The following is a 24,226-nucleotide window of genomic DNA, read 5'->3' on the forward strand; positions in this document are numbered from 1 at the left end:
AGAGTCACGGTCTGCCTCCTCCCCCCAGCCTCGTAAGTTTGGTAGACTATGCACGCGATCCGCTTCTCGGTTGCTGTCATTGTCTAGCGAGTTGGGTAGGCTAGTTCATCGTCACAGCGATTTTCGTTGATCGCTTCTTTTTCTGGCTAACTATTCATGACCTTAACCTCCTTTGATCCGTCTCATTTTCTGATTATGGTGGTGGATGACACACCACCTAATCTCAAGGTCATGGGCAGTATTTTAGAAAGTGTTGGGTACAAAACCACCTTTGCCATCAGTGGCCAGCAAGTCCTCGATCGCCTCGCCACCCTCAAACCCGATCTCATCCTTTTAGATTGGATGATGCCCGAAATGGATGGCCTCGAAGTCTGCCAAAAACTACAACGCCATCCGGACTATTCCCACATTCCGATTATCTTCCTCACCGCTCGCCAAGATCGTGAATCCTGCGTCCAAGCCTTTAACAGCGGTGCGGTAGACTACATCACCAAACCCTTTAACCGCTCGGAACTCTTAGCACGGGTGCGCACTCATCTCCGCCTCAAAGATCTCAGCGATCGCCTCCAAAAATCCCTCACCGAAGTTGAAATCCTCGCCCGCACCGACTCCCTCACCGGCATTCTCAATCGTCGTTCCCTCTTTGAATTCGCCGCCGCCGAATTTCAACGCGCCCATCGCTATGATGTGGTCTTTTCGGTAATCATCTTCGATGTTGATCACTTCAAAACCGTGAACGATCGCTACGGCCATCTCATCGGAGATGTTGTCCTCAAAGTCATCGCCGCCAAAGTCCAAGGCCAACTCCGCTCCTTAGACGGCTTTGGGCGTTACGGTGGCGAAGAATTCGTCATTGTTTTGCCCGAAAGTAACCTCACCGCCGCCGCCACCCTCGGCAATCGCCTCTGTGCAAGTCTCAGCACCCTCAAACTCCCGGATCTCGACCCCGCCCCACAAATCACCGCCAGTTTTGGAGTCGCCACCTACACCGCCACAGACCACAGCATTGATGATCTCTTCAGCCGTGCCGATCAAGCCCTCTACTATGCCAAACAAGCGGGACGGAACTGCTGCTACGCCAACATCACTCACCCCACCAGCCACCATCTCAACTGCACCCAACTCGCCCAAGATTGCCGCTAGGGTCACGACACAGCTAAAATAATAAGATAGAGTTGTGTATTCAAAAAGCGAAATGGGAAGAGGAAGACGAGATAAGGTATTTCTCAGCCAAGAGCAGAGAGAACGGCTCGAAAAGATCAGCCGCAATGGACAGGCTCCGACCAAGAAAATCCTTCACGCCCAGATATTGCTAATGAGTGATGAAGGAGAACGAGCCGCGAGAAAATGGACAGATGTGGAAATCAGTGAAGCGTTGAATCTGCACGTCAACACAGTCGGTCGCATCCGGAAACAATTTCTAGAGCAAGGAGAAGCGTCTGCGTTAGAACGAAAGGCGAGAAGCAAGCCCCCCGTAGATCCGATCGTAGATGGAGAGACAGAAGCGAAAATCATCGCCCTGTATTGTTCAGAGCCACCAGCAGGGAGAGCGCATTGGAGTGTGAGGGTATTAACCCAAGAACTCAAACGGCGCACAATCGTGACCAAAATTTCGAGAGAAACAGTCAGACGAACGCTTAAAAAAACAAATTGCGTCCCTGGAAAAAGGAAAGATTTTGTATCCTAATGGCATGGCACGTTTTAAAAAGTGGGTTGAAGCGGATTGCTGGATTGCAGTGATCGCGGGAGTTCAAGCCGCCTAAACCACTATTTTAACTGTGGCGAGGCGGTAGGGTGCTGTTCGCGAAGCGTCACGCATCGTCACCTTGAGCTTTGGACATTCAAGACGATCTGAATATTAAGTCTTGACTCTGCCTTAGGAAATTTTCATGATATTTTGTCCAAAACAATAGGTATTGCGGCCCTGGGCTTTCGCCGCATACAGGCCCTGATCCGCACGATTGATCACCTGTTCCACCGTCTGATCATCTGGGGTATAACCGGCAATGCCGATGCTCACGGTTATCTGTAGCGTCCCCATGGGAATTGTGATCACCAATGATGCAATGTGTTGACAAATATGTTGAGCGATCGCCTCCGCATCGGCAAGCTCCATCGACGGCAACACCACCACAAACTCCTCCCCCCCAAATCGCCCCACCGCATCAACACTGCGCACCTCAGCCTGTAACTGATGCGAAATTTCTTTTAACACCAAATCTCCCACCAAATGCCCATAGGTATCATTCACCCGCTTAAAGTGATCGAGATCCAACAACAGAAGTGAAAATGGTGTACCGGAGCACACCGCCCGATCAAACTCCTGTTGCACAATCTCCATAAACCGATAGCGATTCAACATTCCTGTTAACGAATCCGTGCGGGACAGGGCTTCCACTTGAGCGAGTGCCGCTTGTAATTCCTGTAGCGTTTGCCGCAATAGTAAATGGGTCTTGATTCGTGCTAAGAGTTCCTGCGATTGAAACGGTTTAGTCACATAGTCCACTGCTCCCACATTAAACGCCTTCACCACATGATCTTGATTGGGGCTTGCCGTTAAAAAAATAATTGGAATATTACAGCAATGAGAGTCTGATTGCAGGGCTTCACAAACATCAAGGCCATCGATATCTGGCATCATTAAGTCCAGCAAAATTAAGTCGGGTTTAGCCTGTTTCGCCCGTTCTAAGGCTTGTTTTCCGCTGTTGGAAAAGGTGAGTGCATAGCCTTCGGGCCGCAGAATGGCTTCAAGGATTTGAAGATTGCGAGCAACATCGTCCACAATCAAAACCAAAAAACGATCTGGATTCAAAATCTGGTTACGCATGGGGAGTTTTAGTCAATTCCACACAATTTATTTTGTGATAAAAAAAGTCATAAAAATCGATTATGTCTTGAGAGTTTGAATCACATATCAAGATTTAACGGAAATGTTGGTCAGGGTTAATCACAGCACCAAAAGACATCAGGATCAGACGGGCTTCAAACCTCAAAAAACGTAACTGCGTGATTATGGTAGGAGTGTAGGGATTAATCCTTATTCTGTCTCAAGCGACCCAACTCCCATCATTATTTCACTATCATTTCACTGAGAACACAACGTCCAAAGGGTAGTAAATTGAGAGTATTATGGCTGAATTCAAGATCTCGTGATCTACGATCGCAGGGCAACAATACATCAAGCGTAGATGCAGAAAATAGAGCGTAGAGACAGAAGGCGAACCCCGCTATGGTTTAGGCAATGGGCCTAAGGTATTCTTTAGTTTACCCCAAGAGAAAAATTGAGGGATTCCCCCTAGATTGACGAAAATACGGAGCGATCGCCTCAGTAAGAACCCTGAAATCTTGTTCACAGATCACCATGACAGGATAATACACCCGATAGAATGATCAGTGAGGGAGAACGATTGTAGGATGAACCCGCCAGTTTGACACTGGTCAACGGTCTCAACGGGGATGCCTGTCCGCCGAATATGGGACACGATTGATCTTCAGTGGCCGTCGCTATCTCCAGATTGCGCACCCCATGCTCTGACGAGCGAAGCCAGTGCCGCTTCGATCTGTCTGTGAATCCTCAGATCTCTTCCTCTGTTTTAGACCCGTTACCCATAGCCCTTTTTATTCTGTACACAATTAGGAGTCATTCATTGCGATGGTTTTAGATGTTCCGCAAACCCAATATGAACCCAAAACCCTAGAGATTGCCCGCGAATTAATTGCGGCTACTCGTGAGAAGCGATCGCTCTTTGCCCAAATGCGCGATCAAATGCGCTTGGACGATAAAATGCTCGATTGGACGATGTCAAATCCGAGTTTGCGCTATCAATTGTTCAGCTTTATTGATTGCTTGCCCGCGCTGAAAAGTAAGCCGGAAATTGCCCGCCATTTTCAGGAATACATGAGCCATGAGGATGTCGAACTCCCCGACATGCTCAAGAAGTTGATTAACTTTGCTGAAGCCGATTCGCCCCCCGCTCAATTAGCAGCAACCACCGTCGAGCAATCGGTGAAAACCCTGGCCTACAAATATATCGCCGGGGAAACGATTCCGAAAACGATTAAAACGATCGAAAAACTTCGTAAAGATAAACTCGCCTTTACCCTGGATTTACTCGGTGAAGCCGTGATCACCGAAGCGGAAGCGGAACTCTATTTAAATCGGTATTTAGAGCTAATTACGGAACTGAGCAAAGCCGCGCAAAAATGGTCAACCATTCCCCAAATTGACGAAGCTGATGGGGAAACGCTGCCGAAAGTGCAGGTTTCCGTTAAACTCACGGCGTTTTATTCGCAGTTTGACCCCCTTGATCCGGAAGGGAGTCAGGCGAAGGTGTGCGATCGCATTCGTACCCTGTTGCGCAAGGCGAAAGAGGTGGGCGCGGCGATTCACTTTGATATGGAACAATATCGCTATAAGGACATGACTTTGGCGATTTTAAAAGCGTTGTTGATGGAGGATGAATTCCGCGATCGCACTGATCTCGGTATGACGATTCAGGGGTATCTCCGGGATTCCGAACGGGATTTAAAAGGTTTAGTAGACTGGGCGAAAACACGGGGCAACCCGATCACGATTCGCCTCGTGAAAGGAGCCTATTGGGATCAAGAAACGATCATCGCGGTGCAAAATGATTGGCCGCAACCCGTGTTTAATCAAAAAGCCGAAACTGATCGCAACTATGAAAGCTTGATGCAAATCTTGCTGGAAAATCACGACTATCTCTACGCCGCGATCGGTTCCCATAATGTGCGCACCCAAGCGCGGGCAATGGCGATCGCGGAAACCCTAAAGATTCCCCGCCGCCGCTTTGAAATGCAGGTACTCTACGGCATGGGCGACCAACTGGCCAAAGCCTTGGTGAAGCGGGGGCATCGGGTGCGGGTCTATGCGCCCTATGGGGAACTGCTGCCGGGAATGTCCTATTTAATCCGCCGTCTGCTCGAAAATACGGCGAATACCTCCTTCCTGCGGCTGAATTCGGAAGATTACCCCGTGGAGGCGTTGATCGCGCCGCCGAAAGTAGAGAGCGATCGCCCCATGATCGCCAAAGCCGCCTATCCCAACGCCCCCGACACCGACTACGCCAACGCAGACTTACGCACCGCCGCGAAAACCGCCCTCGCCCAAGTCCGCGAGCAACTCGGCCAGCGCATTCAGCCCTACATCAACGGCAACTATGTGCAAACCGACACCTATCTCAATTCGGTGAACCCCTCCAACCCCAGCGAATTGGTGGGGAAAGTGGGGCAAATTTCCATGGCGCAAGCCGATGCAGCCCTGGCCGCCGCCAAAGCGGCCTTTCCCCAATGGCGCGATACGCCGGTGCGGGAACGGGCGGGCGTGCTGCGTAAAGCTGCCGAGATTATGGAGCGTCGTCGCCATGAGCTTTCCGGGTGGATCTGCCTGGAAGTGGGTAAAATCCTGCCCCAAGCCGATGCGGAAGTGTCCGAAGCGATCGATTTTTGCCGCTTCTACGCCGATGAGATGGAGCGGCTCGATCAGGGCTTTAGCTACGATTTGGCGGGGGAAACGAACCGCTATCACTACCAACCCCGTGGGATTGCCTTGGTGATTTCGCCCTGGAATTTCCCGATGGCGATCGCCACTGGCATGACCGTCGCCGCCCTGGTTGCTGGTAACTGCACCCTGCTTAAACCCGCCGCTCCTTCTTCCGTGATCGCCGCCAAAATTAGCGAAGTGCTGATCGAAGCGGGCGTTCCGGCGGGGGTCTTCCAATACGTGCCCGGCCCCGGTTCCAGCGTCGGCAATCACATGGTGGCGCACCCCGATGTCCACCTGATCGCCTTCACCGGCTCCCAAGAGGTGGGCTGTCACATCTACGCCGAAGCCGCGAAACTGCAACCCGGTCAAAAACACCTGAAGCGGGTGATTGCAGAGATGGGCGGCAAAAACGCGATCATCATTGATGAAAGTGCCGACCTCGATCAAGCTGTGGCGGGGGTGGTCTCGTCAGCCTTTGGCTATACGGGGCAAAAATGTTCGGCTTGTTCGCGTGCGATCGTGCTGGCTCCAGTGTATGAAGCCTTTTTAGAGCGGCTGGTGGAGGCGGCGAAGTCTCTCAATGTGGGCCCAGCGATCGACCCCAGTACCACCGTCGGCCCGGTGGTGGATGACAAGGCCCAAGCGCGGATTTTGGGCTACATCGAAACGGGCAAACAGGGCGCGGAAATTGCCTTCCAAGGGCCAAAACCGGAGCCGGGCTATTTCGTCCCGCCGACGATTTTCAAGGGGGTGGCTCCGGATGCGGTCATTGCCCAGGAGGAAATTTTCGGCCCTGTGTTGGCGGTGATTCCGGTGAACAGTTTTGACGAGGCGCTGACGGTGGCGAACAACACGAATTTCGCCCTCACGGGTGGGATCTATTCCCGCACGCCGTCCCACATTGAGGCGGCGCGTCAGTCGTTCGAGGTGGGGAATCTGTACATTAACCGCAATATCACGGGTGCGATCGTGGCGCGGCAACCCTTCGGCGGCTTCAAGCTGTCGGGGGTCGGCTCGAAGGCAGGCGGCCCGGATTACCTCCTCCAGTTCCTCGAACCCCGCACGATCACCGAAAACATCCAACGCCAAGGCTTCGCCCCCATCGAAGGCGCAGAATAGGCAACACCAGATCCGCGCTACCCCTCCCACAGTGGAGGGTTGAGCGGAGTCGAAACCCGGCCGCTCTGACTTCGACTCCGCTCAGTCTCCGCTATTTTAAAGATTTACAAACTGGGTTTTGTGTACGTGATAATGGAAGGGTGGGTATATCCCACCCGACGCTCAATTCTTGAAATACTTTTGAAATGTCTCGCAAAAAAAATACGGTCGAAGATTTTGGTGTTGCAGAAATGGTTGCCAATCATCTTCTTTATGATTCATTCTTATATATTCATGAAGCTGCACAGTATGAAGTCGCTGGTGATCTGTTCAGTAAAAAGCTCTCATCAATAGAACCTGATCCTCTATGGAATTCTCCAGAAGCACCAGAAGACCTGTTACTTTGGCTAAAAAATAAAGACGAAATCATAGAAAACGTACTAGATTCGGTGACGACAGAGGAATTAGTAAGAGCATGGGACTCGTCACTAGAACTCGCTATCGAGTCAGGTCAAAAGTTATCAAAAAAAGCACGATTGACATCCACAGTAGACATTGTTCGTTATGCCATAAATCTAACTGTTTGTTTAGAGTCTGTCTTGAACCGCTATCTTTTTTTTCTTAAAGAAACGAATAAGCTTTCTGATGCTCATTACAACTACATAGATCGCTCTGAAATTATGCCTAAACTTCTTTTTTGTTTTAAAGAAGAAATTTTAGAAGAAAAAATTAAAATTGATCGCATTAAACAATTGGTTTCCATGCGAAATAATTCGGTTCACTATCGTATCAGTAGTCCAAAAGCACTACAACCATCTATTGAAGATGTTCTTGGCATATGGAATCAAATTGAAACAATTTTCTTTCTTGTTCCTGGGGAACCCAGTACAGACTATCTTAAATATCTTGTTGGAAAGTTCATAGATCAATGGATAAGTTGATTTTTAGTTCGACTTTCCTGAATTCAATCAATTAAAAATCTTGTTTTTTATTACTACAACAAGAGTAGTAAGGTGGGCATTGCCCACCTTACCGGAGTACAAAATTCACAAATGGAGAGAGATAATGACCCCACAACTTGAAGCTGCTCTTGCAGCCATACAACCCCTTTCAGCCACAGAACGGTTACAGTTACTCCAGATTTTGACGCAGAATATTTCAAGCCCAGAACTTGCCACAGACTTGAATGCTCTCAGTGTTCAATTTTGGCAAGGAAGTTCTCTAGATGAGCTTCGTAAAACTCAGCCTTGCAAAACGTTCAATCATGTCCAAGACTTTACTGCTGATTTTTGGCCGCCAGAAGACACCATTGAGGATTTTCTGACGTTTTTACAGCAACAACGCCAAGACATAAATTAAATCAATCCTCATGGCTCTTCTCCTCATTGATACGGATATCGCTTCCTTTCTTTTTAAAGGCAGTGACTACGCCGATCCCTATCTACCGCTTTTAATGGGTCAGGAATTGTCACTATCCTTTATGACAGTTGCTGAACTTTTTCAATGGGCTATGTTTCGTCAATGGGGCGATCGCCGTACGAGACAGCTAGAGCAATATTTATCGAATTACCTTGTTATTCCTGTTGATCAGTTGTTATGCCGGGAATGGGCGCAGGTTCGTAGCGATCGCCAGAATGTAGGACGGCCGATTTCTCCTCAAGATGCTTGGATTGCAGCAACGGCGTTGCGCCATGACTTACCGCTCATTACGCATAACACAAAGGATTTTCTGGATATTCCGCGTTTACGATTGATTCAACCCTGACCCTGAGGAGGGTTGAGGGGGGTGATCGTTTTTCAAGTGATACGATCGCCCCCATGATCCTATATTTTGGCGCGATCGCTGAGGGCGGCGCGGGCCTGTTCGCGATCGTCGAAATGGATTTTTTCCGTGCCGAGGATTTGATAGTCTTCGTGACCTTTTCCGGCGATTAAGACCCCATCACCGGGTTGAGCGGTGAGGATCGCTTGACGAATGGCAGCAGCGCGATCGCCCTCCACAATCGGCTTCACCTCGGCGGGAATCCCAGCCACCACATCTTTTAAGATCTGCTCCGGGTCTTCGGTGCGGGGATTGTCCGAGGTGACGACGGCGAGATCCGAGAGGTCGGCGGCGATTTTACCCATCAGGGGCCGTTTGGTGCGATCGCGATCGCCCCCACAACCGAACACACAAATCGACCGCCCCGGAATAAAGGGCCGCGCCGCTTTTAACAAATTCTCCAAACTATCGGGGGTGTGGGCATAGTCCACAATCACCGTAATATCCTGATTGGGGCTGATCTGCACCCGCTCCATCCGACCCGGAACCCCCATAAACTCCGGCAACCGTGCCATAATTTGCTCCAACGATATACCTAACTCCAACGCCGCCCCCGTCGCTGCCAACAGGTTCGCCAGATTAAACTGACCCACCAGCGGCGATTGGAATTGCGCCGCACCCTGGGGCGTGTGGATCGTCCCCGTTACCCCCGTCGCGCCATAGTCCAAATCACTCAACCACAGATCCGCCGTGGCATCGCTGACGCTGTAGCTCCAGGCTTTCTCGCCCAACTGTTCTAGCAATCGCTGCCCGTAGGGATCATCCGCATTGACGATCGCCCGCCCCTGCAAATATTCCTCATTAAACAGCAACGCCTTGGCCTGGAAATAGTCTTCCATCGTGCCGTGATAGTCCAAATGATCCTGGGTCAGGTTCGTAAACACCGCCACCCGAAAGGGACAGCCCTTCACCCGGCCCTGATGGAGACCGTGGGAACTGACTTCCATCACGCCGTATTGGCTGCCCGCGTCCCGTGCTTGGGCGAGTTGGGCTTGGAGACCGACGGCGAAGGGGGTGGTGTTGAGGGCGGTTTGTTCGTAGCCGGGCCAACGGACGTAGAGCGTGCCGATTAACGCCGTGGGGGCAGGGTTGAGGAAATATTCGATCAGGTGGGTGGTGGTGGTTTTGCCGTTGGTTCCGGTCACGCCGACGATCGCCATTTGAGTCGCCGGTTTGTCATAAAAGACCGCCGCCACCGTGGCGCATTGATGCACCAGATTCGCAACGGGAATCACGCATTCCCCGGCTTGGGGGGGACATTTGGCCGCCGCTTCGGGCGTGACGATCGCAGCGATCGCGCCTGATGCGATCGCGCCACTCCAAAACTCGCCCCCATCCACTCGCGTCCCCGGCATCCCAATAAATAAATCCCCCGCCTGGCAAGCGTGGGAATTGGTGGAAAGTCCTTTCACCTCTTGAGCGAGGGCGGCATGGTTGGGCAGATCCAACCCCGGCACTTGACTGAGCAATTCACGTAATTTCATTGGCGGCATTCCTCACGGGTAATTAGCGATCGCAACGTCTCTAAAACCGAGCCATCCCAGTTTTTAAAGATTTTTTTATAGTTTTACCGACTTTTGGAGGGTTTGCGCCACCTGTTGCACCGATGCACGGGGCGAAAGGCGCGGAATTTCGATTTCCTGGTCACCCTGGCGATAGGTCAAGACGGGAATGGTGTATTCATACTGAGCAAACCAATCGGGGTTCGTGGTGATGTCCCGCACCTCCAATTCCACCGTAAAAGCGTCGATCTGTTCGAGCTTTTCCTGAAGACCCTCGCAGAGATGACAGCCCGGCTTGCCATAGAGAATCAGGTGCAGAGGAACGGAGAGAGAATGAGAATCCTTTGGGGTGCGATCGTTTTGCCCACGGTCTGCCCAGCGTGAAAACATGATGGTGTTAGGGTGAGGTTTTGTGTGTCTCGTCTCAGAGGGTAGGCAATACCCACCCCGGAAACCTTGGAAGATTGAGGTGTGTTGTGGTGCGATCGCGCTCGGTGATCGGCTAAATCTGTAACCATTGGGCCACGATCGCGGGCAACGGCAGCAGGATTAACACCAACAACGTCAGCGAGGCTAGCCCCAAACCATCGCGGACTTGGTTTAACTCTGTGACATCGTTGAGGGCTGGCTCGTCCATGTTGGGCATGAACAGCAAGAACACGGCCCAGATGATGAATTCCGAGCGCACAAATCCCAACACCAACATGATCAACCGCGCCACTTGGCCGATGCCCATGGCCATTCGTTGGCCGAACATGGCATGAACAATGTGGCCGCCGTCGAGTTGGCCCACGGGCATCAGATTCAAGGCGGTAATGATCACGCCAAGATAACCGGCGACGGCGATGGGATGGAGTTGGATCGCCATCTCTGGGGTGAATTGGCTGCCGAGGGTCAATCGGCTCAAGACACCGAGGAAGAACGAGAAGCGCGGATCGAGGGATTTGAAGTTGAGCAGGCTGGAGGTGTCTTCGAGGGGGACGGGGGTGGAGAGATGCAGCCCCCAGATCAGCAGGGGTAGGGCGATGATGAAGCCGCCGATGGGCCCCGCAAAGGCGATATCAAAGAGGGCGCGACGGTGGGGCATGGGCGATCGCGTCTGAATAAAGGCCCCAAATGTGCCCAGGAAAAAGGGCATCGGGATGAAATAGGGCAGCGTCGTCCGGACGTGATAATACATCGAGGCGGCGTAGTGGCTGAACTCATGCACCGACAGGATCAACAGTAACGGCACACTGTAGGCGAGGCCTTGGAGCAGCAGGCTGGGATCGGCTTGGAATTGTTCGGGGCTGATGTTGGCGAAGTCCATACCCACAACGGTGGTGGTGAACAGGGTAATCAACAGCAGCGCAGCGGCCAGGAACGGCCGTTTTAGGGGTTCGGTGTGGCGTTGGGTTTGGGTTTTGTTCCAGGGGTTGGGGACGAGGGCGAAGAAGGGTTTATTGGGTTGGCCTTCTTGGAAGACGAGGAGAAAGCGATCGCCAAAGGTCGATTCCACATTATCCCGCACCGTCCGATAGGCTTTTTCTGGATTTGTCGTCAATCGGCCCCGACAGAGAATCGCTTGGGGGCGATAGTCCACCGCTTGGAGATAGTACACTCCCCAGGGGAAACAGGTGCGCAAATTCTTTTCTTCTTCGGCGGTTAAGGGGTTGGGGTCTTTGATCTCGGCGAGCTTCGCCAAGGGTGAGGCGGTGTCAGGGTTATTGCCGTCCTGATTGGCCGGGTTGGGGAGAACTTTCCGACCCCGCTGAATCAACCACCAATAGAGAATCGTACAGACCACAAAGGGCAGCAGTGCCACCGCTAAGGGCAACGGCTCATCGTCTCCCATAATCACCATCCACAGGGAGAGACAGACGGGCGGAGCCATCAAGGTCGCCCACAGCAGCCAAACGGGGGTATTCGTAAGCTGCACGACGGTGCGCTTCACGATAAGGTAACTAATAATGCCCAACACAAGGAGCAGAAGTACTTCCACAATTTCCATACAGTATCTAAATCATTACTAGGAGAGTCTATGCAACCGTTGTCGGGACACCACAATCCTGATCCCCCGGTGAAATCGCTGACACCGAACGCGGTGTTACCGGATATCTTTACCCTACCGGTTGATCCCAAGACTGTGGGGAGTGCGGCCTATTTCATTGTAGAAAATAGCGGCCAGAATATTATTGTAGACTGCCCCCTGTGGACGGAGGAACTCGAACAGTTTTTAACGGCGCGGGGTGGGGTGGCGGCGCTGTTCGTGACCCATCGAGATGCGATCGCGCCCTCCCTCGGTCATATCCAGCAACGGTTTCACTGTTCTGTGGTCATCCAAGAACAGGAGGCCTATCTGATTCCGGAGCGATCGGTGACACCGTTTCAGGATAATTATCGCCTCTCTCCGGATCTGCTCGCCATCTGGACACCGGGCTATTCCCCCGGTTCCAGTTGTCTTTATTTTGAGCAGTACGGCGGGGTGTTGTTCACGGGGCGGCATCTCCTGCCGGTGGCAACGGATGCGATCGCACCCCTGCGCCGTCCGAAAACCTTTCACTGGTTCCGTCAGTTGGCCAGCGTGGCGAAGTTGCGCGATCGCTTCACCCCGGAAACCCTGCACTATCTCTGTCCCGGCGCAAATACCCGCTATCTCGGCGAGGCGGGCATCGTTGCCAATGCCTACCCCCATTTGGCCGCCCTGGATTTGGATGATCTACGGCGACAGGTGGCGATCGCGCCATAGCCGCCACGCCATTGAGCCACACAACCCCTCAAAACACACCGGGCACAAAAAAGGATAGGGGGTCGCCCTATCCTCAAGTCCTGTAAGGGGTCTGGGGTTTCAAGGCCTAGGGTTAGGCCTTGAGCGATCGCCCCTACTTCACCGCCAGTTCTTTGTTCGCCTCTTCCGCCGCGAGGAATTTTTCCAATTCCGTCAAGGCATCGGCATCCACCTTCGTTTGCATCGGGCAGAACTTCGGCCCACACATCGAGCAGAATTCAGCCGTTTTGTAGATGTCAGCGGGGAGAGTTTCATCGTGGTATTCGCGGGCGCGTTCCGGGTCGAGGGATAGCTCAAATTGTTTATTCCAATCGAAGTTATACCGCGCCGCCGAGAGTTCATCATCGCGATCGCGCGCCCCCGGACGATGCCGCGCAATATCCGCCGCATGGGCCGCAATCTTATAGGCAATCAGCCCATTACGCACATCCTCCGCATCCGGTAAACCCAAATGCTCTTTGGGCGTGACATAACAAAGCATCGCCGTCCCATACCAGCCCGCCATCGCTGCCCCGATCGCACTCGTAATATGGTCATACCCCGGCGCAATATCCGTCACCAACGGCCCCAGCACATAGAACGGTGCTTCGCTGCACTCCTCCATCTGCTTCTTCACGTTGAACTCGATTTGATCCATCGGCACATGGCCCGGGCCTTCCACCATCACCTGCACATCATGCTCCCACGCCCGGCGGGTCAATTGCCCCAGGGTTTTCAGTTCGGCCAACTGCGCCTCATCGGACGCATCATGGGTACAGCCAGGACGCAAAGAATCCCCCAAACTAAACGACACATCATAACGTTTGAAAATTTCAATGATGTCGTCAAAGTGGGTATAGAGCGGATTTTGCTTATGGTGGTGGAGCATCCAACGGGCGATAATCCCACCGCCCCGCGACACAATCCCCGTCACCCGATTGCGCACCAACGGCAGATGCTCAATCAAGATCCCCGCGTGGATCGTCATGTAGTCTACGCCTTGCTGGGCGTGCTTCTCGATGATGTGGAGAAAGTCTTCCGGGGTGAGGTTTTCAATATTGCCGTGGACGCTTTCGAGGGCTTGATAGATCGGCACTGTCCCGATGGGGACAGGGGATGCATTAATGATCGCCGTGCGAATCGTATCTAGATCGCCGCCGCCGGTCGATAAATCCATCACCGTATCCGCGCCGTATTTCACCGCAAGATGAAGCTTCGCCACTTCATCATCCAGGTTGGAGGTGTTGGGGGATGCGCCGATATTGGCATTAACTTTGCATTTGGTGGCGATCCCAATTCCCATCGGTTCGAGATTCGGGTGATTGATATTCGCGGGGATGATCAGACGACCCCGTGCGACTTCATCCCGGATCAGTTCCGCTGGTAGGTTTTCGCGCTTAGCCACAAAGGCCATCTCTTCCGTGATCATGCCTTGGCGGGCATAGTGCATCTGGGAAACGTTGGCTTGGCCTAGGCGTTTGGCAACCCATTCTGTACGCATATTTGGTTCCTCAAAATTACAGCTTCCCTCCGCTGGTGCTAACCAGTCTCAGGTTCTAAGGGTCTCTCTCAGCTTCATGTTGGGAAGCACCCCTAGCTTGATGAATGATCTTATCACGGGGGTTCGGGTGATGGCGCGATCGCCCCTGGTGCGAGGGAATGAATCGGGGAATTTTGAGGGGGGTTGGTGAGGTTGGGGGAGAGATGGGGCGGGCGATCGCTCGCTCCACCGCCCATGAGAGCGGGAGGGACTGTTGTGTTTAACATTTCCCAACAGTTTGTAACGCGAAGATGAAGAAACGTTGAATTATATGAAAGGGCAATCCCTAGAATGAACGGACTAACTATCCCAAATAGAGGAAAACATTGAGACCGGGAATGGTGCGGGATAATGTCCATAACAGCAGGACAACATACACTAATCCGAGACTCCATTGATACCACACTAAGGCGGAGACTAAGCCGGGTAAATCATGATCGCGCAATCGAATATCATTGAAGCCAAATTTAAGAATATTATTCAAACTAAAATCATAATAATTGAGCCAACCCCAGCGACGATCGCACAAAATGGGCTGGTAGCGATCGCGAAAAAATGGAAACCGGGGGATGATGGGTAAACGGATAATTAAAAGTTGCAATTGGCGCAAACTTCCATCTTCGACGAGATAGGTTTGGTCGAGGGCGTTGTGATACCGACCGCGTTGATAAAGGGGGATAATCAACGCAATGGGAATAGGAATTAAGAAGACACTGAGGCACAGGAGGGTGAAGAGGGGTTGCGCGGCTCGATGCCAAAGAATCAGGAAGCTGAGGGCTGTAATGATCGTGAAGCTACTCCCCATCCAGAGGGCTTCCCAACGGTTGGGTAAGAGGGGGGTGGGACTCTGTCGCCGGACGCGATCGACGATCCACATTGCGATCGCAAAGTAGGCGCAGGTGAGCAAACCGAGGGCAAAAATTAACCCCACATCCGTGCCGTAATTACTCAATAGCAGCAACACACTGAGACCGGCGGCGGTCATCAGTTTGAACCAGTGGCGGGGCAGTTGATACCAGGGTTTGGCGTTGAGTTCAGTGAGGATTTGCTGGATGTGAAGGCGCGATCGCATCACATCTAATTGATTGGCATCGGGGATCTGTTCGAGGCGGCGAAAACTGCGAATTAAGCCGAGTAACAGGGCTTCATTACCGGGTAAGCTGGAGACCCGAATCATGGAGCCAATTTCACCTTTATCACCGAGAATTTTGGCGTTTTCACTATCTAACACCAGACCATCTAATTGGATATTAGTATCGTGGGTAAATTGGGTATTGCTCAGATTCATGATGTCGAGTAATTTCACATCTTTGGCGTTTAAGCCGCCGTCGAATTGACTGCCGCGAAACGTGACAATTTTCTCAAAGGTGGCATCGGAACAGTCCAAGGTATCGGCAAAGAGACTTTTATTAAGTAAAGCGCGATCGCGCCAACGGGTTTGACTGAGATCGCCCCCCTGCTGCCAGCGCGAGCCGAGCCAATTGGTTAGGCCGTTGAAGGTGGTTTTGCTAAATTGGGCGGTATTTTCAAACTGCACTGCGTTGAAGTTTCCCGCTGCGATCGCCGCATTTTGGATCAGGACTGGTGCGAGGAACCAGGCGGCCTCAAAGGTCGCCATTTCTTGAAACTGAGCCGCTTCAAAGTCAGCGCGATCGCCCCACACCGTGCGCGACCAATCGCCCCCCTGTTTAAAAATCGTGCCGTGGGCGTTGAAGGGCCGCAAAAAAATCGCATCGGCAAAGTCCACCCTGCCGCGAAACTCCGTAGCGGTGAGGTGCAAACCCACCCGGATCAGGGTGCGGTAGGGCAGGGCGGCAAAGGATTCGGTAATCGTCGTGTCAGAGTCGAGGGCGGGAAATAGCCGTTCCTGCTCCGGGGGGGTCAATTGACCGCGGAGGGCTTCGGGCGCGAGTTTGACCCTTGTGCCTAACGGGGCGGCTGACCAATCACCATAGACGACGGAATGGCTAAGATCGAGGACGACGGGATGCGGGCGGCGGGTGAGTTTGGGGGCGAGGGGGGTGAAAAATTGCGATCGCTCCTCTTCCGTCGTCAGATCAATCACCAATTGCGTCAGATCAATCCATTCTTGGCCATCGATGACTTGGCTATGGGCGAGGCGATCGGCCAATCGTTCCGGCGTAACCGGGAGACGTTCCGCCGCCGCCGGGCCGCTCATTGCCCACCAGAGCAGCAGCCCCCAACACAGCCCCAGCACCCATTGTTTAATCCGGGCGAGCCTCGCCCTTGCTTCGGTGGTCTGTCCCATGGATTTTGACTAGCGGGGACGGATGGGGAGTTCAATTTGGAAGGTGGTTCCCTGGCCGATGGTGGATTGAATGGCGATCGCGCCGTTATGGGTGGCGACGATTTGGCGACAGAGGTACAGCCCCAAGCCATGGCCGGAACGCTTATGCTTGCCTTGGCGGAAGGGGTCAAAAATGCGCTGTTGATCCGCTGGCGGAATCCCGATGCCTGTATCGGCGATCTCCACCACCACATGATTCGGGACGCTGCTACTCGAATGCACCCACACGGTCACGCCACCATGATCCGTAAATTTAATCCCGTTGCCGATCAGGTTGGTAAATACCCGCTTCAGTTCGAGGCGATCGCCGATAATCTCTTCACTATCCGCCTGCCAATTCACGCTTAAATTCAGCACCTTTTCTTCGGCGAGGGGTCGCAATTCGCGCACCACTTCTTCAATCAATTCACGCAGATTAAACTGAATAAAACTGATAATTTTTCGGCCGACTTCATAGCTGTAAGCTTCAAGGAGATTATTCAGGAGGCGGAGTAGATGTTGATTGCTACTCATAATCGTTGTCATGGCCTCATCCATTTTGGGGGTGACGGGGCCAAAGGTTTCCTTGCGCAGCAGGTCTAACATTCGATCAGCAGCCACGAGGGGGGTGCGCAGATCATGGGTTAAACAATGGACAAAACTTTCGCGCTGTTCAATGCTTTGTTTGAGTCGGAGGAGCGATCGCACCCGCGCCTGAAGTTCTTCGATCTTCACCGGTTTGCGGATGAATTCATCGGCTCCCACATCGAGGCCCTGGACGAGGCTGGGGTGTTCGTGGGCCGTGATCAGCAAGATGGGAATATAGGGCAATTGGGGATGGGTACGAATCCGCCGCGTTACCTCGTAGCCGTCCATTTCCGGCATCATTACATCAAGCAAAATCAGATCCGGGGGGTCTTTTTCAATCTGAGCTAAAGCGGTGGGGCCATTGTCTACTAACATCACATCATGACCCTCTTTTTCAAGGGCTAGCTGCACCAGAAATAAGTTATCCGGTGCGTCGTCCACCGCTAGGATGTAATGTTTTTCAGTCATTGATTTTCAAGGGTTGGGAGTGATGGGGATAGATGACAGAGGGTGAAAACGACAAACGCTCATTGCAAGATTTGTGTGAATGGTCAACATCAAGGGATCGGCAATGATGACAAGACTAGAGTTCGGATTCACTCCAAGCGGTGAGAGATTCAACCGGGGGATCAGGGCGATCGCGGGGTAAATCCACCGTAAAGGTAGACCCTTCTCCCGGTTGACTGGCAATTGTAATCGTGCCGTGCATCATTTGCACCAGCGACTTCACAATTGCTAACCCTAAGCCAGTGCCGGGATGCTTGCGGGTTAAGGTTTGATCCACTTGGCGGAAGGCTTCAAAAATCACCTCATGATCCGCCGCTGCGATGCCGATGCCGGTATCTTGGACTTCGATTTGGAGAATACTGGGGGTTTTATCCCGCAGTGTAACGGTAACCTGGCCGTGATCGGTGAATTTAATCGCGTTGGAGACGAGGTTAATCACCAGTCGCCGCAGACAATTTTGATCGCTGACGATCTGGGGGGTTTGGGTGGTGATGTTGACGTGAAGGGGGAGGTTTTTTTTCTGGGCGAGCGATCGCAACTCGTCCACCGTCCCTTTGAGTAATCGCTCACTATCAAAGGCCTGGAAATTTACATCCCAGTACCCCGCTTCAATTTTCGAGAAATCTAACACCTCATTGAGGAGGGTTAACAGGTTTTGGCTATTGTTGAAAATCCGTTCCACCATATCCACCTGACGCGGCGATAGAGGGCCGTATTGCTGCAACATCAGCATTTGAGAGAAGCCCATAATCGCGTTCATCGGAGTCCGCAATTCATGGGACATCGTGGCTAGAAATTGGGATTTTAACTGTGAGGCTTGCATGAGTGCTTGGTTTTGTTGCTCGATCTGCTCCCGCTGCTGGTTGAGCTGATCGGCCCTCGATTTGAGCACCGCTTCGGCCTGTTTTCGGGGCGTGACATCGTTAATCGCGCCACAGGTTCCGAGGATATGCCCGGCACTGTCTTGGTGCAGTTGAGCATATAATTCCAGCCAGCGAAAATTTCGGTTTTTCGTCGGAAAACGAAACTCGTATGCAAAGGATTCGCGCTCTCGCACGAGGAGGGATTGAAATAAATCCGTGAGGCGATCGCGATCCTCTTGGGTAAAAACATAGTCGAGAAATGAACTGTTGAGGGTTTCCTCGACGGTGTAGCCGGTGATTGCTTTCCAGGGCGAACTGAGGAAAATCCACCGCCCGGTTGTATCGGTTTGGAAAATCACCTCTTCAATACTGGTCAACACCGAATGATACAGGCGGTTAATCGTGTCGAGTTGGACATTGCGCTCATTGACCCGTGATTCTAGTTCCTGGTTGACGCGCAGGATTTCGAGTTCGGTCTGTTTCCGTTCGGTGATGTCTCGCGAAATGGCGATCACCTCGCGGATTGTTGCCCCGTCGGGGGTCAGAATCACCTGGTTGGTGGTTTCAAACCAGATGTAGGTGTTGTCTTTGCGGCGGATGCGGTAGGTGTAGGTGGAGGTTTGGGGGAGGGTGTCGCTGTAGGTGGTGTGGAGGGTGTCGAGGTCTTCGGGGTGGAAGAAGTCGTAAATGGATTGGCCCACGAGTTCAGCGGGTTCATAGCCGAGGAGGGTGAGGCTGGCGGGGGAGGCGTAGAGGTATTGACCTGTGGGGGTGTAGCTGGTGATCAGGTCGCTGGAGCGATCGGTGAGGAGTTGGTAGCGTTCCTCGACGGCTCGCAGCCGGGTTTCCAGTTGGGTGATCCGAGGCACAGGGGTAAAGGTACTGAGCCAGCCGGTGAGGATCTGTTGATCGTTGTAGAGGGGGGCGGCGTGCCAGAGGGTGGTGATGTACTGGTGGCTGGTGTGGTGGCGCAGCCGGAGTTGGCTCTGGTGGGGGGTTTGGGTGTTGAGGGCGTGATGCCAAGCGGTGCGGGCGCGATCGCAGTCTTGGGGATGCACTCCCTGCCACCAGGGTTCTGTGAGCAAATCCGCTTCATGTTGGCCCGTGTAGTCTGTCCATTGCGGATTGCAGGCCGTCACCATTCCCTGTGCATCGGCCAACCACAGTAAATGAGGCAGAGTGCGGAGCAGTTGCTCCACTGAGGTCAAACAGAGAGACGGAGACATAAGAGTTGACAAGGCGTTTCGGGTGAAATCTGGTTCCCATACCCTAGCGGTTTTAGGCAAACCATGACATCTCTCTGGGGAAAGTCGTTAGGCTCCGCCCGTCTCATTCTCTAGATAGAGATACTTTCGGCCGTGGTATGGCTAAAGCGCGGCAGCAACCACTGCACCGCGTCGGGTAAATCCTGGGCCAGATAGTCCGGTTGGGCGTGGTGTTGATAGGTTCCGGACAAAACCTGCGTGCCGTAACCCGTTTGCACGAGAATACCGTGAACGCCGGCATTCCGGGCCAAGTCGATATCCGTGGCTTTGTCGCCCACCATGAAACTCCCGGCAAGATCCAGGTCATGATCCCACGCCGCCGCGACGAGCATCCCGGTGTTGGGTTTGCGCCACGTCCCCCAATAGGCAAACTCTGGGTTGACTCCCCCGGCGGGGGGGCTGAGGTAGGGGCAGTAGTAGAGCGCGTCGAGGTGGGCGTTGGCTTCGGTTTGGAGCAGGGTAACGAGGCGATCGTGGAGGGCTTCGATGTGGGCGATGGGGTAGTAGTCGCGGGCGGGGCCGGCTTGGTTGGAGACGAGACAGCAGAAGATCCCGGCGGTGTTGAGTTGGCGCACGGCTTGGGCCACGCCGGGGATGAGGTCTAGATCCTCGACGCGATGGAGGTAGCCCCGCTCGATGTTGAGCACGCCGTCACGATCGAGAAATACCGCTGGCTTAGGCACTCCACAGGGTCTCCAAAATGGTGACGGGGGCGATGTCGGCGATCGCATCACTGGGGGATTGAATCGCGATCGCTTGGTCACTTTGCGGCAGGAGTTTCGCCGCGTCCGTGGGCCCAAAGAGGGCGATCGTATAGGTTCCCACCGCCACCGAAAGGTGCATCGGCGCACTATCGGTACAGAGCATCAGGTTCGCCCCAGCAATCATCGCCGCGAGTTTCCCGATGTCCGGCGGTGTGGTCACCCGCAGATCCCCCGTCCCTTGAATCATGTCCTGAACCCATTGCCCATCATCGGGGCCTTGGAGCAGGACGATCGGCACATTGGGCTGTTTGGCTTGGATGTCTTGGACGACGTTGAGCCACTGCTGCACCGGATAAATTTTGTTAATGCCTTTGGTGAGGGCTAATTGGCTCGATCCACCGTGGATCATGATGTAGCCACTGTCTTTAAGGTCGAGGCGCTGTTGCTCTGCTTCGGCCCAGTCAATATCAGTTTTGGGCACAGCGACGCTCAGGGGCGGACAGGGGCTTTGGAGGCCGAACCCTTGGACGAGGTCGTGATACATCAAGGCCGCGTATTGCTCCGGTTTGAGGGGAACGGTATCGGTGAGAAACCACGATTTGTCACTGTGGTAGCCGACCCGTTTCGGGATGCCGTTGAGCCAGAGCAACACGCCCACCGCAAGCCGTTGGCCGAGGGCTAGGGCGGCATCGTATTCGCGATCGCGGATAATTCCGAGCAAATTGAGGTAGTCTGCTAGGCCATTCCGGTCTTTGTAGTCAAACAGCAAGACATCATGCACCGAGGGACAGACCCGATAGGCTGATTTGGAGCGAGGCTCTACCAACACATCGATCTCCGCGTTGGGGTAGGCTTGCTTGAGGGTCGCCAAGGTGGGAAAAAACAGGATTTGGTCGCCAATTCCACCAGGAACGAGGGCTAATATTCGCATCTCCACTAAACCGCGCGTATGGGATCGAGTTCAATTTTAACCAAAAATGTCCCCATTCAACGCGAACCGCCCATCCTCATTGATATTAGTCTTAATATCGGTGTCATTGGCCGTCCTGACTTCCTGGCGAGGCGCGATCGCCAGGAATTGAACGCAAAATGATAGACTCTTAGACGCATTCAGACCTGTGGAAACACCCTATGCATCTTTTGATTCCGGCTGCTGGCTTGGGTAAGCGAATGGGGGGCGATCGCAATAAACTCCTCCTCACCCTGTCCCAAAAACCCCTTCTCGCCTGGACTCTCCAAGCCGTCGAACAATCTGAACAAATCACCTGGATCGGCTTGATTGGCCAGCCCCACGACTTCCCCGCCTTTGAGCAAATCCTCGCGGATCTCTACCTCACCAAGCCCGTCCACCTGATCGAAGGCGGCGACACCCGCCAAGCCTCGGTCTACAACGGCCTCCAAGCCTTGCCAGCATCGGCGCAATGGGTCTTGATTCACGATGGGGCGCGGTGTTTGGCTACGCCGGCCTTGTTCGATCGCTGTGCGATCGCCCTGCGCACCTGCCCCGGTCTGATCGCCGCCATCCCCGTCAAAGACACGATCAAAATCGTCAACGCTACCCAGCAGGTCACCCACACCCCCGACCGCAGCACCCTCTGGGCGGCCCAAACCCCCCAAGGCTTCGCCGTCGCCACCCTCAAAGCCTGCCACGATCGCGGCAAATCCCTCGGCTGGGAAGTCACCGATGATGCGGCTCTGTTTGAACAATGCGATCTACCCGTGCAAATCGTGCCAGGGGAAGAAAGTAACCTCAAAATCACTACCCCGATGGACTTAGCGATCGCCGAATTCATCCTCCAACACCGGCAGTCCTAACCCCCCATTTCCCCCGCCGCTGATCGCACTAGTCGAAGAGATTAGGACAAGGGTATGTCTCGAAACAAGGGGCTTAAGCCCCTTGCCTGTCCTAACGATTTCGACCACCCCTTGCCTAGAGAAGGAAGCCCAGCCAAGGCCGCCCCGCGTCTCCCCTGCGCCCCTTAACCCCTTCCCAGAATGGTCACGATTTGATAGCGTACTAAACAGGACTTTTTTAATGCACCTGTCACAAAAAAAAGACTGATATTATTTTTTGATCATCAGGACATCGCAATCTCATTTCCTTGCGGAACGCTCAACCCTGAGCAACAAGGGGCTTAACCCCCTGATCGATTCCAATCTTTGAAGTGGGAGCGCGATCCATGGGCAAGACGTAGCCCATTGGGTGAGGTGAACCCTGGCCGAGTCCCGTCCGGCATCACCGCTTAAACCCAAAATTCCATGTTATGCAACAGGGAAAACGTCACCGGCATTCTTAACCTCAATCCATTGCTGTACTGGGAGATCTCAACTCATGGCTATCCTGTTCCAATTTGCCTTACTCGCCTTAGTCGCTCTGTCTTTCCTGATGGTTGTCGGCGTTCCCGTCGCCTATGCCACCCCCCAAAACTGGGATCAATCCAAACAGTTGATCTATCTCAGTTCCGGTCTGTGGCTGATCTTGGTGGTTGTCGTGGGTGTTCTTAACTTTTTTGTGGTGTAGTTGATTCCCCCGATTGATTGCCCCGCAGCAGGAAGAGGTGATGCCTGATCGTTCATTTCTTCCTGCTCTGTCATCTCTATTTACTGTTCCTTTACTCAAAGTTCATGGCTGTATTTGAAGGCAACTTTACAACGGAGCCGGGTTCGCTCCGCATTGCGATCGTGATTGGTCGCTTTAACGATATGGTGACCAGTAAACTGCTGGCCGGTTGCCAAGACTGTCTTCAGCGTCACGGCGTTGATGCGAATCCCCACGGCTCAGAAACGGATTATTTTTGGGTGCCGGGGAGTTTTGAGATTGCGATGGTGGCGCGTCAGGTGGCAGCGTCGCGGCGTTACCATGCGGTGATTTGCCTGGGGGCGGTGATTCGGGGCGATACGCCGCATTTTGACTATGTGGCGGGGGAAGCGGCGAAGGGGATCGCGGCGGCTAGTTTTCAAACGGGTGTGCCGGTTATTTTTGGCATTCTCACGACGGATACGATGCCCCAAGCGTTGGAACGGGCTGGGATTAAGAGTAATTTAGGCTGGAACTACGCGATGAGTGCGCTGGAGATGGCAAGTTTGATGCGTCAAATTCAGCAGAATGGCGCGGGGTTTGAGTTGCCGACGGCGTTGCCAGTGGCGGCGACGGATGTGGTTTAGGTCTGTGGGGGGCTGATGGGTTGAGGGTTATCAACTTTTTTGAGTTTCTATCTTGACATTCGCTCCGATTTTTTCCATACTGGTAAAAGTCTGAATTAAATAAATTGCGGGTATAGCTCAGTGGTAGAGCGTCACCTTGCCAAGGTGAATGTCGCGCGTTCGAATCGCGTTACCCGCTTAAGATCAAAAGGAGAGCTAACGAGGCTCTCTTTTTTAGTATGATGCGATCGCAGTCGCATTCAGGTTCAGGGGGACTGCGGACGTTATTTCCCACGGAAGACAGTACAGTGAAGGAACTGGGGGAAATTGGCTAGGTCGTATGAATCAAGATCGTTATCGAAAAACGGGGTCTAAGACCCCGTTTTTCTAGGACGGCTTTTGGTGGGTTGTCTATTGATACCTACATCTGCTACTGTTTTCAGGAACAGGAAAAGGTAAACAACCTGTCTAAAAACCTAGTTGTCTAACGGCAGAACACTGAACCTTGACAATTGAATCTATGCGGTTCTGCTGCACAGTTCTAGTTTTCCCCAGCAGTGGGTAAAAGATTCATGGGAGCTAGACAACCAGTTTTTGAAACAAATTGTTTCAGTTCAAAAAAGGACTCGCAGTAATGCGAATAGGGTAGGGCATACC

General features: G+C 53.0%; 21 protein-coding genes, 1 tRNA gene, 1 pseudogene and 1 riboswitch. Of the genes and pseudogenes, 12 read left to right on the forward strand and 11 right to left on the reverse strand.

What is annotated here, in order from left to right:
• Positions 1-156: 156 nt before the first annotated feature.
• On the forward strand, positions 157-1,143 hold the full coding sequence (locus tag PN477_RS02035; RefSeq protein WP_272119825.1) for a diguanylate cyclase: 987 nt from the start codon (positions 157-159) through the stop codon (positions 1,141-1,143).
• Between the two features lie 52 nt (positions 1,144-1,195).
• Positions 1,196-1,683, forward strand: a pseudogene (locus PN477_RS02040) (helix-turn-helix domain-containing protein); the annotation flags it as partial.
• Positions 1,684-1,876: 193 nt separating this feature from the next.
• On the opposite strand, the gene PN477_RS02045 reads toward PN477_RS02040, so the two are convergent.
• A complete protein-coding gene (locus tag PN477_RS02045) occupies positions 1,877-2,827 on the reverse strand; it encodes a diguanylate cyclase (RefSeq protein WP_272119824.1) in 951 nt (316 codons plus the stop codon).
• An 825-nt stretch (positions 2,828-3,652) separates the two neighbouring features.
• Here PN477_RS02045 and pruA point away from each other — a divergent pair.
• The 4 genes from pruA to PN477_RS02065 all read left to right on the forward strand — a co-directional run bounded on the left by pruA (position 3,653) and on the right by PN477_RS02065 (position 8,366).
• On the forward strand, positions 3,653-6,622 hold the full coding sequence (gene pruA / locus PN477_RS02050) for an L-glutamate gamma-semialdehyde dehydrogenase (protein WP_272119822.1): 2,970 nt from the start codon (positions 3,653-3,655) through the stop codon (positions 6,620-6,622).
• Between the two features lie 185 nt (positions 6,623-6,807).
• Positions 6,808-7,542 carry a hypothetical protein gene (locus tag PN477_RS02055; RefSeq protein WP_272119820.1) on the forward strand — a complete coding sequence of 245 codons (735 nt, stop codon included), beginning with the start codon at positions 6,808-6,810 and terminating at the stop codon, positions 7,540-7,542.
• 124 nt (positions 7,543-7,666) lie between these two features.
• On the forward strand, positions 7,667-7,960 hold the full coding sequence (locus tag PN477_RS02060) for a hypothetical protein (protein WP_272119819.1): 294 nt from the start codon (positions 7,667-7,669) through the stop codon (positions 7,958-7,960).
• Between the two features lie 10 nt (positions 7,961-7,970).
• Positions 7,971-8,366 carry a type II toxin-antitoxin system VapC family toxin gene (locus tag PN477_RS02065; RefSeq protein WP_272119817.1) on the forward strand — a complete coding sequence of 132 codons (396 nt, stop codon included), beginning with the start codon at positions 7,971-7,973 and terminating at the stop codon, positions 8,364-8,366.
• A gap of 59 nt (positions 8,367-8,425) precedes the next feature.
• Here PN477_RS02065 and PN477_RS02070 read toward each other — a convergent pair whose 3' ends face one another.
• The 3 genes from PN477_RS02070 to PN477_RS02080 form a co-directional block, all read right to left on the reverse strand.
• A complete protein-coding gene (locus PN477_RS02070; RefSeq protein ID WP_272119815.1) occupies positions 8,426-9,907 on the reverse strand; it encodes a UDP-N-acetylmuramoyl-L-alanyl-D-glutamate--2,6-diaminopimelate ligase in 1,482 nt (493 codons plus the stop codon).
• A 75-nt stretch (positions 9,908-9,982) separates the two neighbouring features.
• Positions 9,983-10,243, reverse strand: coding sequence for a glutaredoxin family protein (locus PN477_RS02075; RefSeq protein ID WP_417158732.1), 261 nt, complete (start codon positions 10,241-10,243; stop codon positions 9,983-9,985).
• Positions 10,244-10,427: 184 nt separating this feature from the next.
• Positions 10,428-11,915 (reverse strand): site-2 protease family protein, encoded by a 1,488-nt coding sequence (locus PN477_RS02080; RefSeq protein ID WP_272119811.1) that lies wholly within the window; start codon positions 11,913-11,915, stop codon positions 10,428-10,430.
• Between the two features lie 30 nt (positions 11,916-11,945).
• Here PN477_RS02080 and PN477_RS02085 point away from each other — a divergent pair, with 30 nt between their 5' ends.
• On the forward strand, positions 11,946-12,653 hold the full coding sequence (locus PN477_RS02085; RefSeq protein WP_272119810.1) for an MBL fold metallo-hydrolase: 708 nt from the start codon (positions 11,946-11,948) through the stop codon (positions 12,651-12,653).
• Between the two features lie 133 nt (positions 12,654-12,786).
• Here PN477_RS02085 and thiC read toward each other — a convergent pair whose 3' ends face one another.
• The 7 genes from thiC to PN477_RS02120 all read right to left on the reverse strand — a co-directional run bounded on the left by thiC (position 12,787) and on the right by PN477_RS02120 (position 21,356).
• Positions 12,787-14,172, reverse strand: coding sequence for a phosphomethylpyrimidine synthase (gene thiC, locus PN477_RS02090; RefSeq protein ID WP_272119808.1), 1,386 nt, complete (start codon positions 14,170-14,172; stop codon positions 12,787-12,789).
• Between the two features lie 7 nt (positions 14,173-14,179).
• Positions 14,180-14,276: riboswitch (TPP riboswitch) on the reverse strand.
• 9 nt (positions 14,277-14,285) lie between these two features.
• Positions 14,286-14,408, reverse strand: coding sequence for a hypothetical protein (locus PN477_RS02095; protein ID WP_272146936.1), 123 nt, complete (start codon positions 14,406-14,408; stop codon positions 14,286-14,288).
• A 107-nt stretch (positions 14,409-14,515) separates the two neighbouring features.
• Positions 14,516-16,480 (reverse strand): pectinesterase, encoded by a 1,965-nt coding sequence (locus PN477_RS02100; protein ID WP_272119803.1) that lies wholly within the window; start codon positions 16,478-16,480, stop codon positions 14,516-14,518.
• Between the two features lie 9 nt (positions 16,481-16,489).
• Positions 16,490-17,554 (reverse strand): hybrid sensor histidine kinase/response regulator, encoded by a 1,065-nt coding sequence (locus tag PN477_RS02105; protein WP_272119801.1) that lies wholly within the window; start codon positions 17,552-17,554, stop codon positions 16,490-16,492.
• 115 nt (positions 17,555-17,669) lie between these two features.
• A complete protein-coding gene (locus PN477_RS02110) occupies positions 17,670-19,682 on the reverse strand; it encodes a PAS domain-containing hybrid sensor histidine kinase/response regulator (RefSeq protein ID WP_272119799.1) in 2,013 nt (670 codons plus the stop codon).
• A 110-nt stretch (positions 19,683-19,792) separates the two neighbouring features.
• A complete protein-coding gene (locus tag PN477_RS02115) occupies positions 19,793-20,404 on the reverse strand; it encodes a D-glycero-alpha-D-manno-heptose-1,7-bisphosphate 7-phosphatase (protein WP_272119797.1) in 612 nt (203 codons plus the stop codon).
• Positions 20,397-21,356 carry a glycosyltransferase family 9 protein gene (locus tag PN477_RS02120; RefSeq protein WP_272119795.1) on the reverse strand — a complete coding sequence of 320 codons (960 nt, stop codon included), beginning with the start codon at positions 21,354-21,356 and terminating at the stop codon, positions 20,397-20,399. Before PN477_RS02120 ends, PN477_RS02115 begins: the two co-directional genes overlap by 8 nt.
• Before the next feature lie 18 nt (positions 21,357-21,374).
• Between PN477_RS02120 and PN477_RS02125 the strand changes: the two genes are divergently transcribed.
• The 5 genes from PN477_RS02125 to PN477_RS02145 all read left to right on the forward strand — a co-directional run bounded on the left by PN477_RS02125 (position 21,375) and on the right by PN477_RS02145 (position 23,768).
• A complete protein-coding gene (locus PN477_RS02125) occupies positions 21,375-21,518 on the forward strand; it encodes a hypothetical protein (protein WP_272119793.1) in 144 nt (47 codons plus the stop codon).
• A 38-nt stretch (positions 21,519-21,556) separates the two neighbouring features.
• Complete coding sequence (gene ispD / locus PN477_RS02130) at positions 21,557-22,240, forward strand: 2-C-methyl-D-erythritol 4-phosphate cytidylyltransferase (RefSeq protein ID WP_272119791.1); 684 nt, start codon at positions 21,557-21,559, stop codon at positions 22,238-22,240.
• 517 nt (positions 22,241-22,757) lie between these two features.
• Positions 22,758-22,946, forward strand: coding sequence for a photosystem II reaction center protein PsbZ (gene psbZ, locus PN477_RS02135; RefSeq protein WP_272119789.1), 189 nt, complete (start codon positions 22,758-22,760; stop codon positions 22,944-22,946).
• 104 nt (positions 22,947-23,050) lie between these two features.
• The gene (ribH, locus tag PN477_RS02140) at positions 23,051-23,590 is read left to right on the forward strand and encodes a 6,7-dimethyl-8-ribityllumazine synthase (protein ID WP_272119788.1); all 540 of its coding nucleotides are present in this window, start codon (positions 23,051-23,053) and stop codon (positions 23,588-23,590) included.
• 106 nt (positions 23,591-23,696) lie between these two features.
• Positions 23,697-23,768 (forward strand) — tRNA-Gly (locus tag PN477_RS02145).
• Positions 23,769-24,226: the final 458 nt, after the last annotated feature.

Origin of the sequence: Spirulina subsalsa CS-330 (assembly GCF_028330765.1) — a bacterium.
Lineage (GTDB): Bacteria > Cyanobacteriota > Cyanobacteriia > Cyanobacteriales > Spirulinaceae > Spirulina > Spirulina subsalsa_A.

Bases quoted from the DNA above. Each gene is read 5' to 3' on its own strand.
- PN477_RS02035 (WP_272119825.1), top strand. From the start codon at position 157: ATGACCTTAACCTCCTTTGATCCGTCTCATTTTCTGATTATGGTGGTG.
- PN477_RS02045 (WP_272119824.1), bottom strand. From the start codon at position 2,827: ATGCGTAACCAGATTTTGAATCCAGATCGTTTTTTGGTTTTGATTGTG.
- pruA (WP_272119822.1), top strand. From the start codon at position 3,653: ATGGTTTTAGATGTTCCGCAAACCCAATATGAACCCAAAACCCTAGAG.
- PN477_RS02055 (WP_272119820.1), top strand. From the start codon at position 6,808: ATGTCTCGCAAAAAAAATACGGTCGAAGATTTTGGTGTTGCAGAAATG.
- PN477_RS02060 (WP_272119819.1), top strand. From the start codon at position 7,667: ATGACCCCACAACTTGAAGCTGCTCTTGCAGCCATACAACCCCTTTCA.
- PN477_RS02065 (WP_272119817.1), top strand. From the start codon at position 7,971: ATGGCTCTTCTCCTCATTGATACGGATATCGCTTCCTTTCTTTTTAAA.
- PN477_RS02070 (WP_272119815.1), bottom strand. From the start codon at position 9,907: ATGAAATTACGTGAATTGCTCAGTCAAGTGCCGGGGTTGGATCTGCCC.
- PN477_RS02080 (WP_272119811.1), bottom strand. From the start codon at position 11,915: ATGGAAATTGTGGAAGTACTTCTGCTCCTTGTGTTGGGCATTATTAGT.
- PN477_RS02085 (WP_272119810.1), top strand. From the start codon at position 11,946: ATGCAACCGTTGTCGGGACACCACAATCCTGATCCCCCGGTGAAATCG.
- thiC (WP_272119808.1), bottom strand. From the start codon at position 14,172: ATGCGTACAGAATGGGTTGCCAAACGCCTAGGCCAAGCCAACGTTTCC.
- PN477_RS02095 (WP_272146936.1), bottom strand. From the start codon at position 14,408: ATGGGCGGTGGAGCGAGCGATCGCCCGCCCCATCTCTCCCCCAACCTC.
- PN477_RS02100 (WP_272119803.1), bottom strand. From the start codon at position 16,480: ATGGGACAGACCACCGAAGCAAGGGCGAGGCTCGCCCGGATTAAACAA.
- PN477_RS02105 (WP_272119801.1), bottom strand. From the start codon at position 17,554: ATGACTGAAAAACATTACATCCTAGCGGTGGACGACGCACCGGATAAC.
- PN477_RS02110 (WP_272119799.1), bottom strand. From the start codon at position 19,682: ATGTCTCCGTCTCTCTGTTTGACCTCAGTGGAGCAACTGCTCCGCACT.
- PN477_RS02120 (WP_272119795.1), bottom strand. From the start codon at position 21,356: ATGCGAATATTAGCCCTCGTTCCTGGTGGAATTGGCGACCAAATCCTG.
- PN477_RS02125 (WP_272119793.1), top strand. From the start codon at position 21,375: ATGGGATCGAGTTCAATTTTAACCAAAAATGTCCCCATTCAACGCGAA.
- ispD (WP_272119791.1), top strand. From the start codon at position 21,557: ATGCATCTTTTGATTCCGGCTGCTGGCTTGGGTAAGCGAATGGGGGGC.
- psbZ (WP_272119789.1), top strand. From the start codon at position 22,758: ATGGCTATCCTGTTCCAATTTGCCTTACTCGCCTTAGTCGCTCTGTCT.
- ribH (WP_272119788.1), top strand. From the start codon at position 23,051: ATGGCTGTATTTGAAGGCAACTTTACAACGGAGCCGGGTTCGCTCCGC.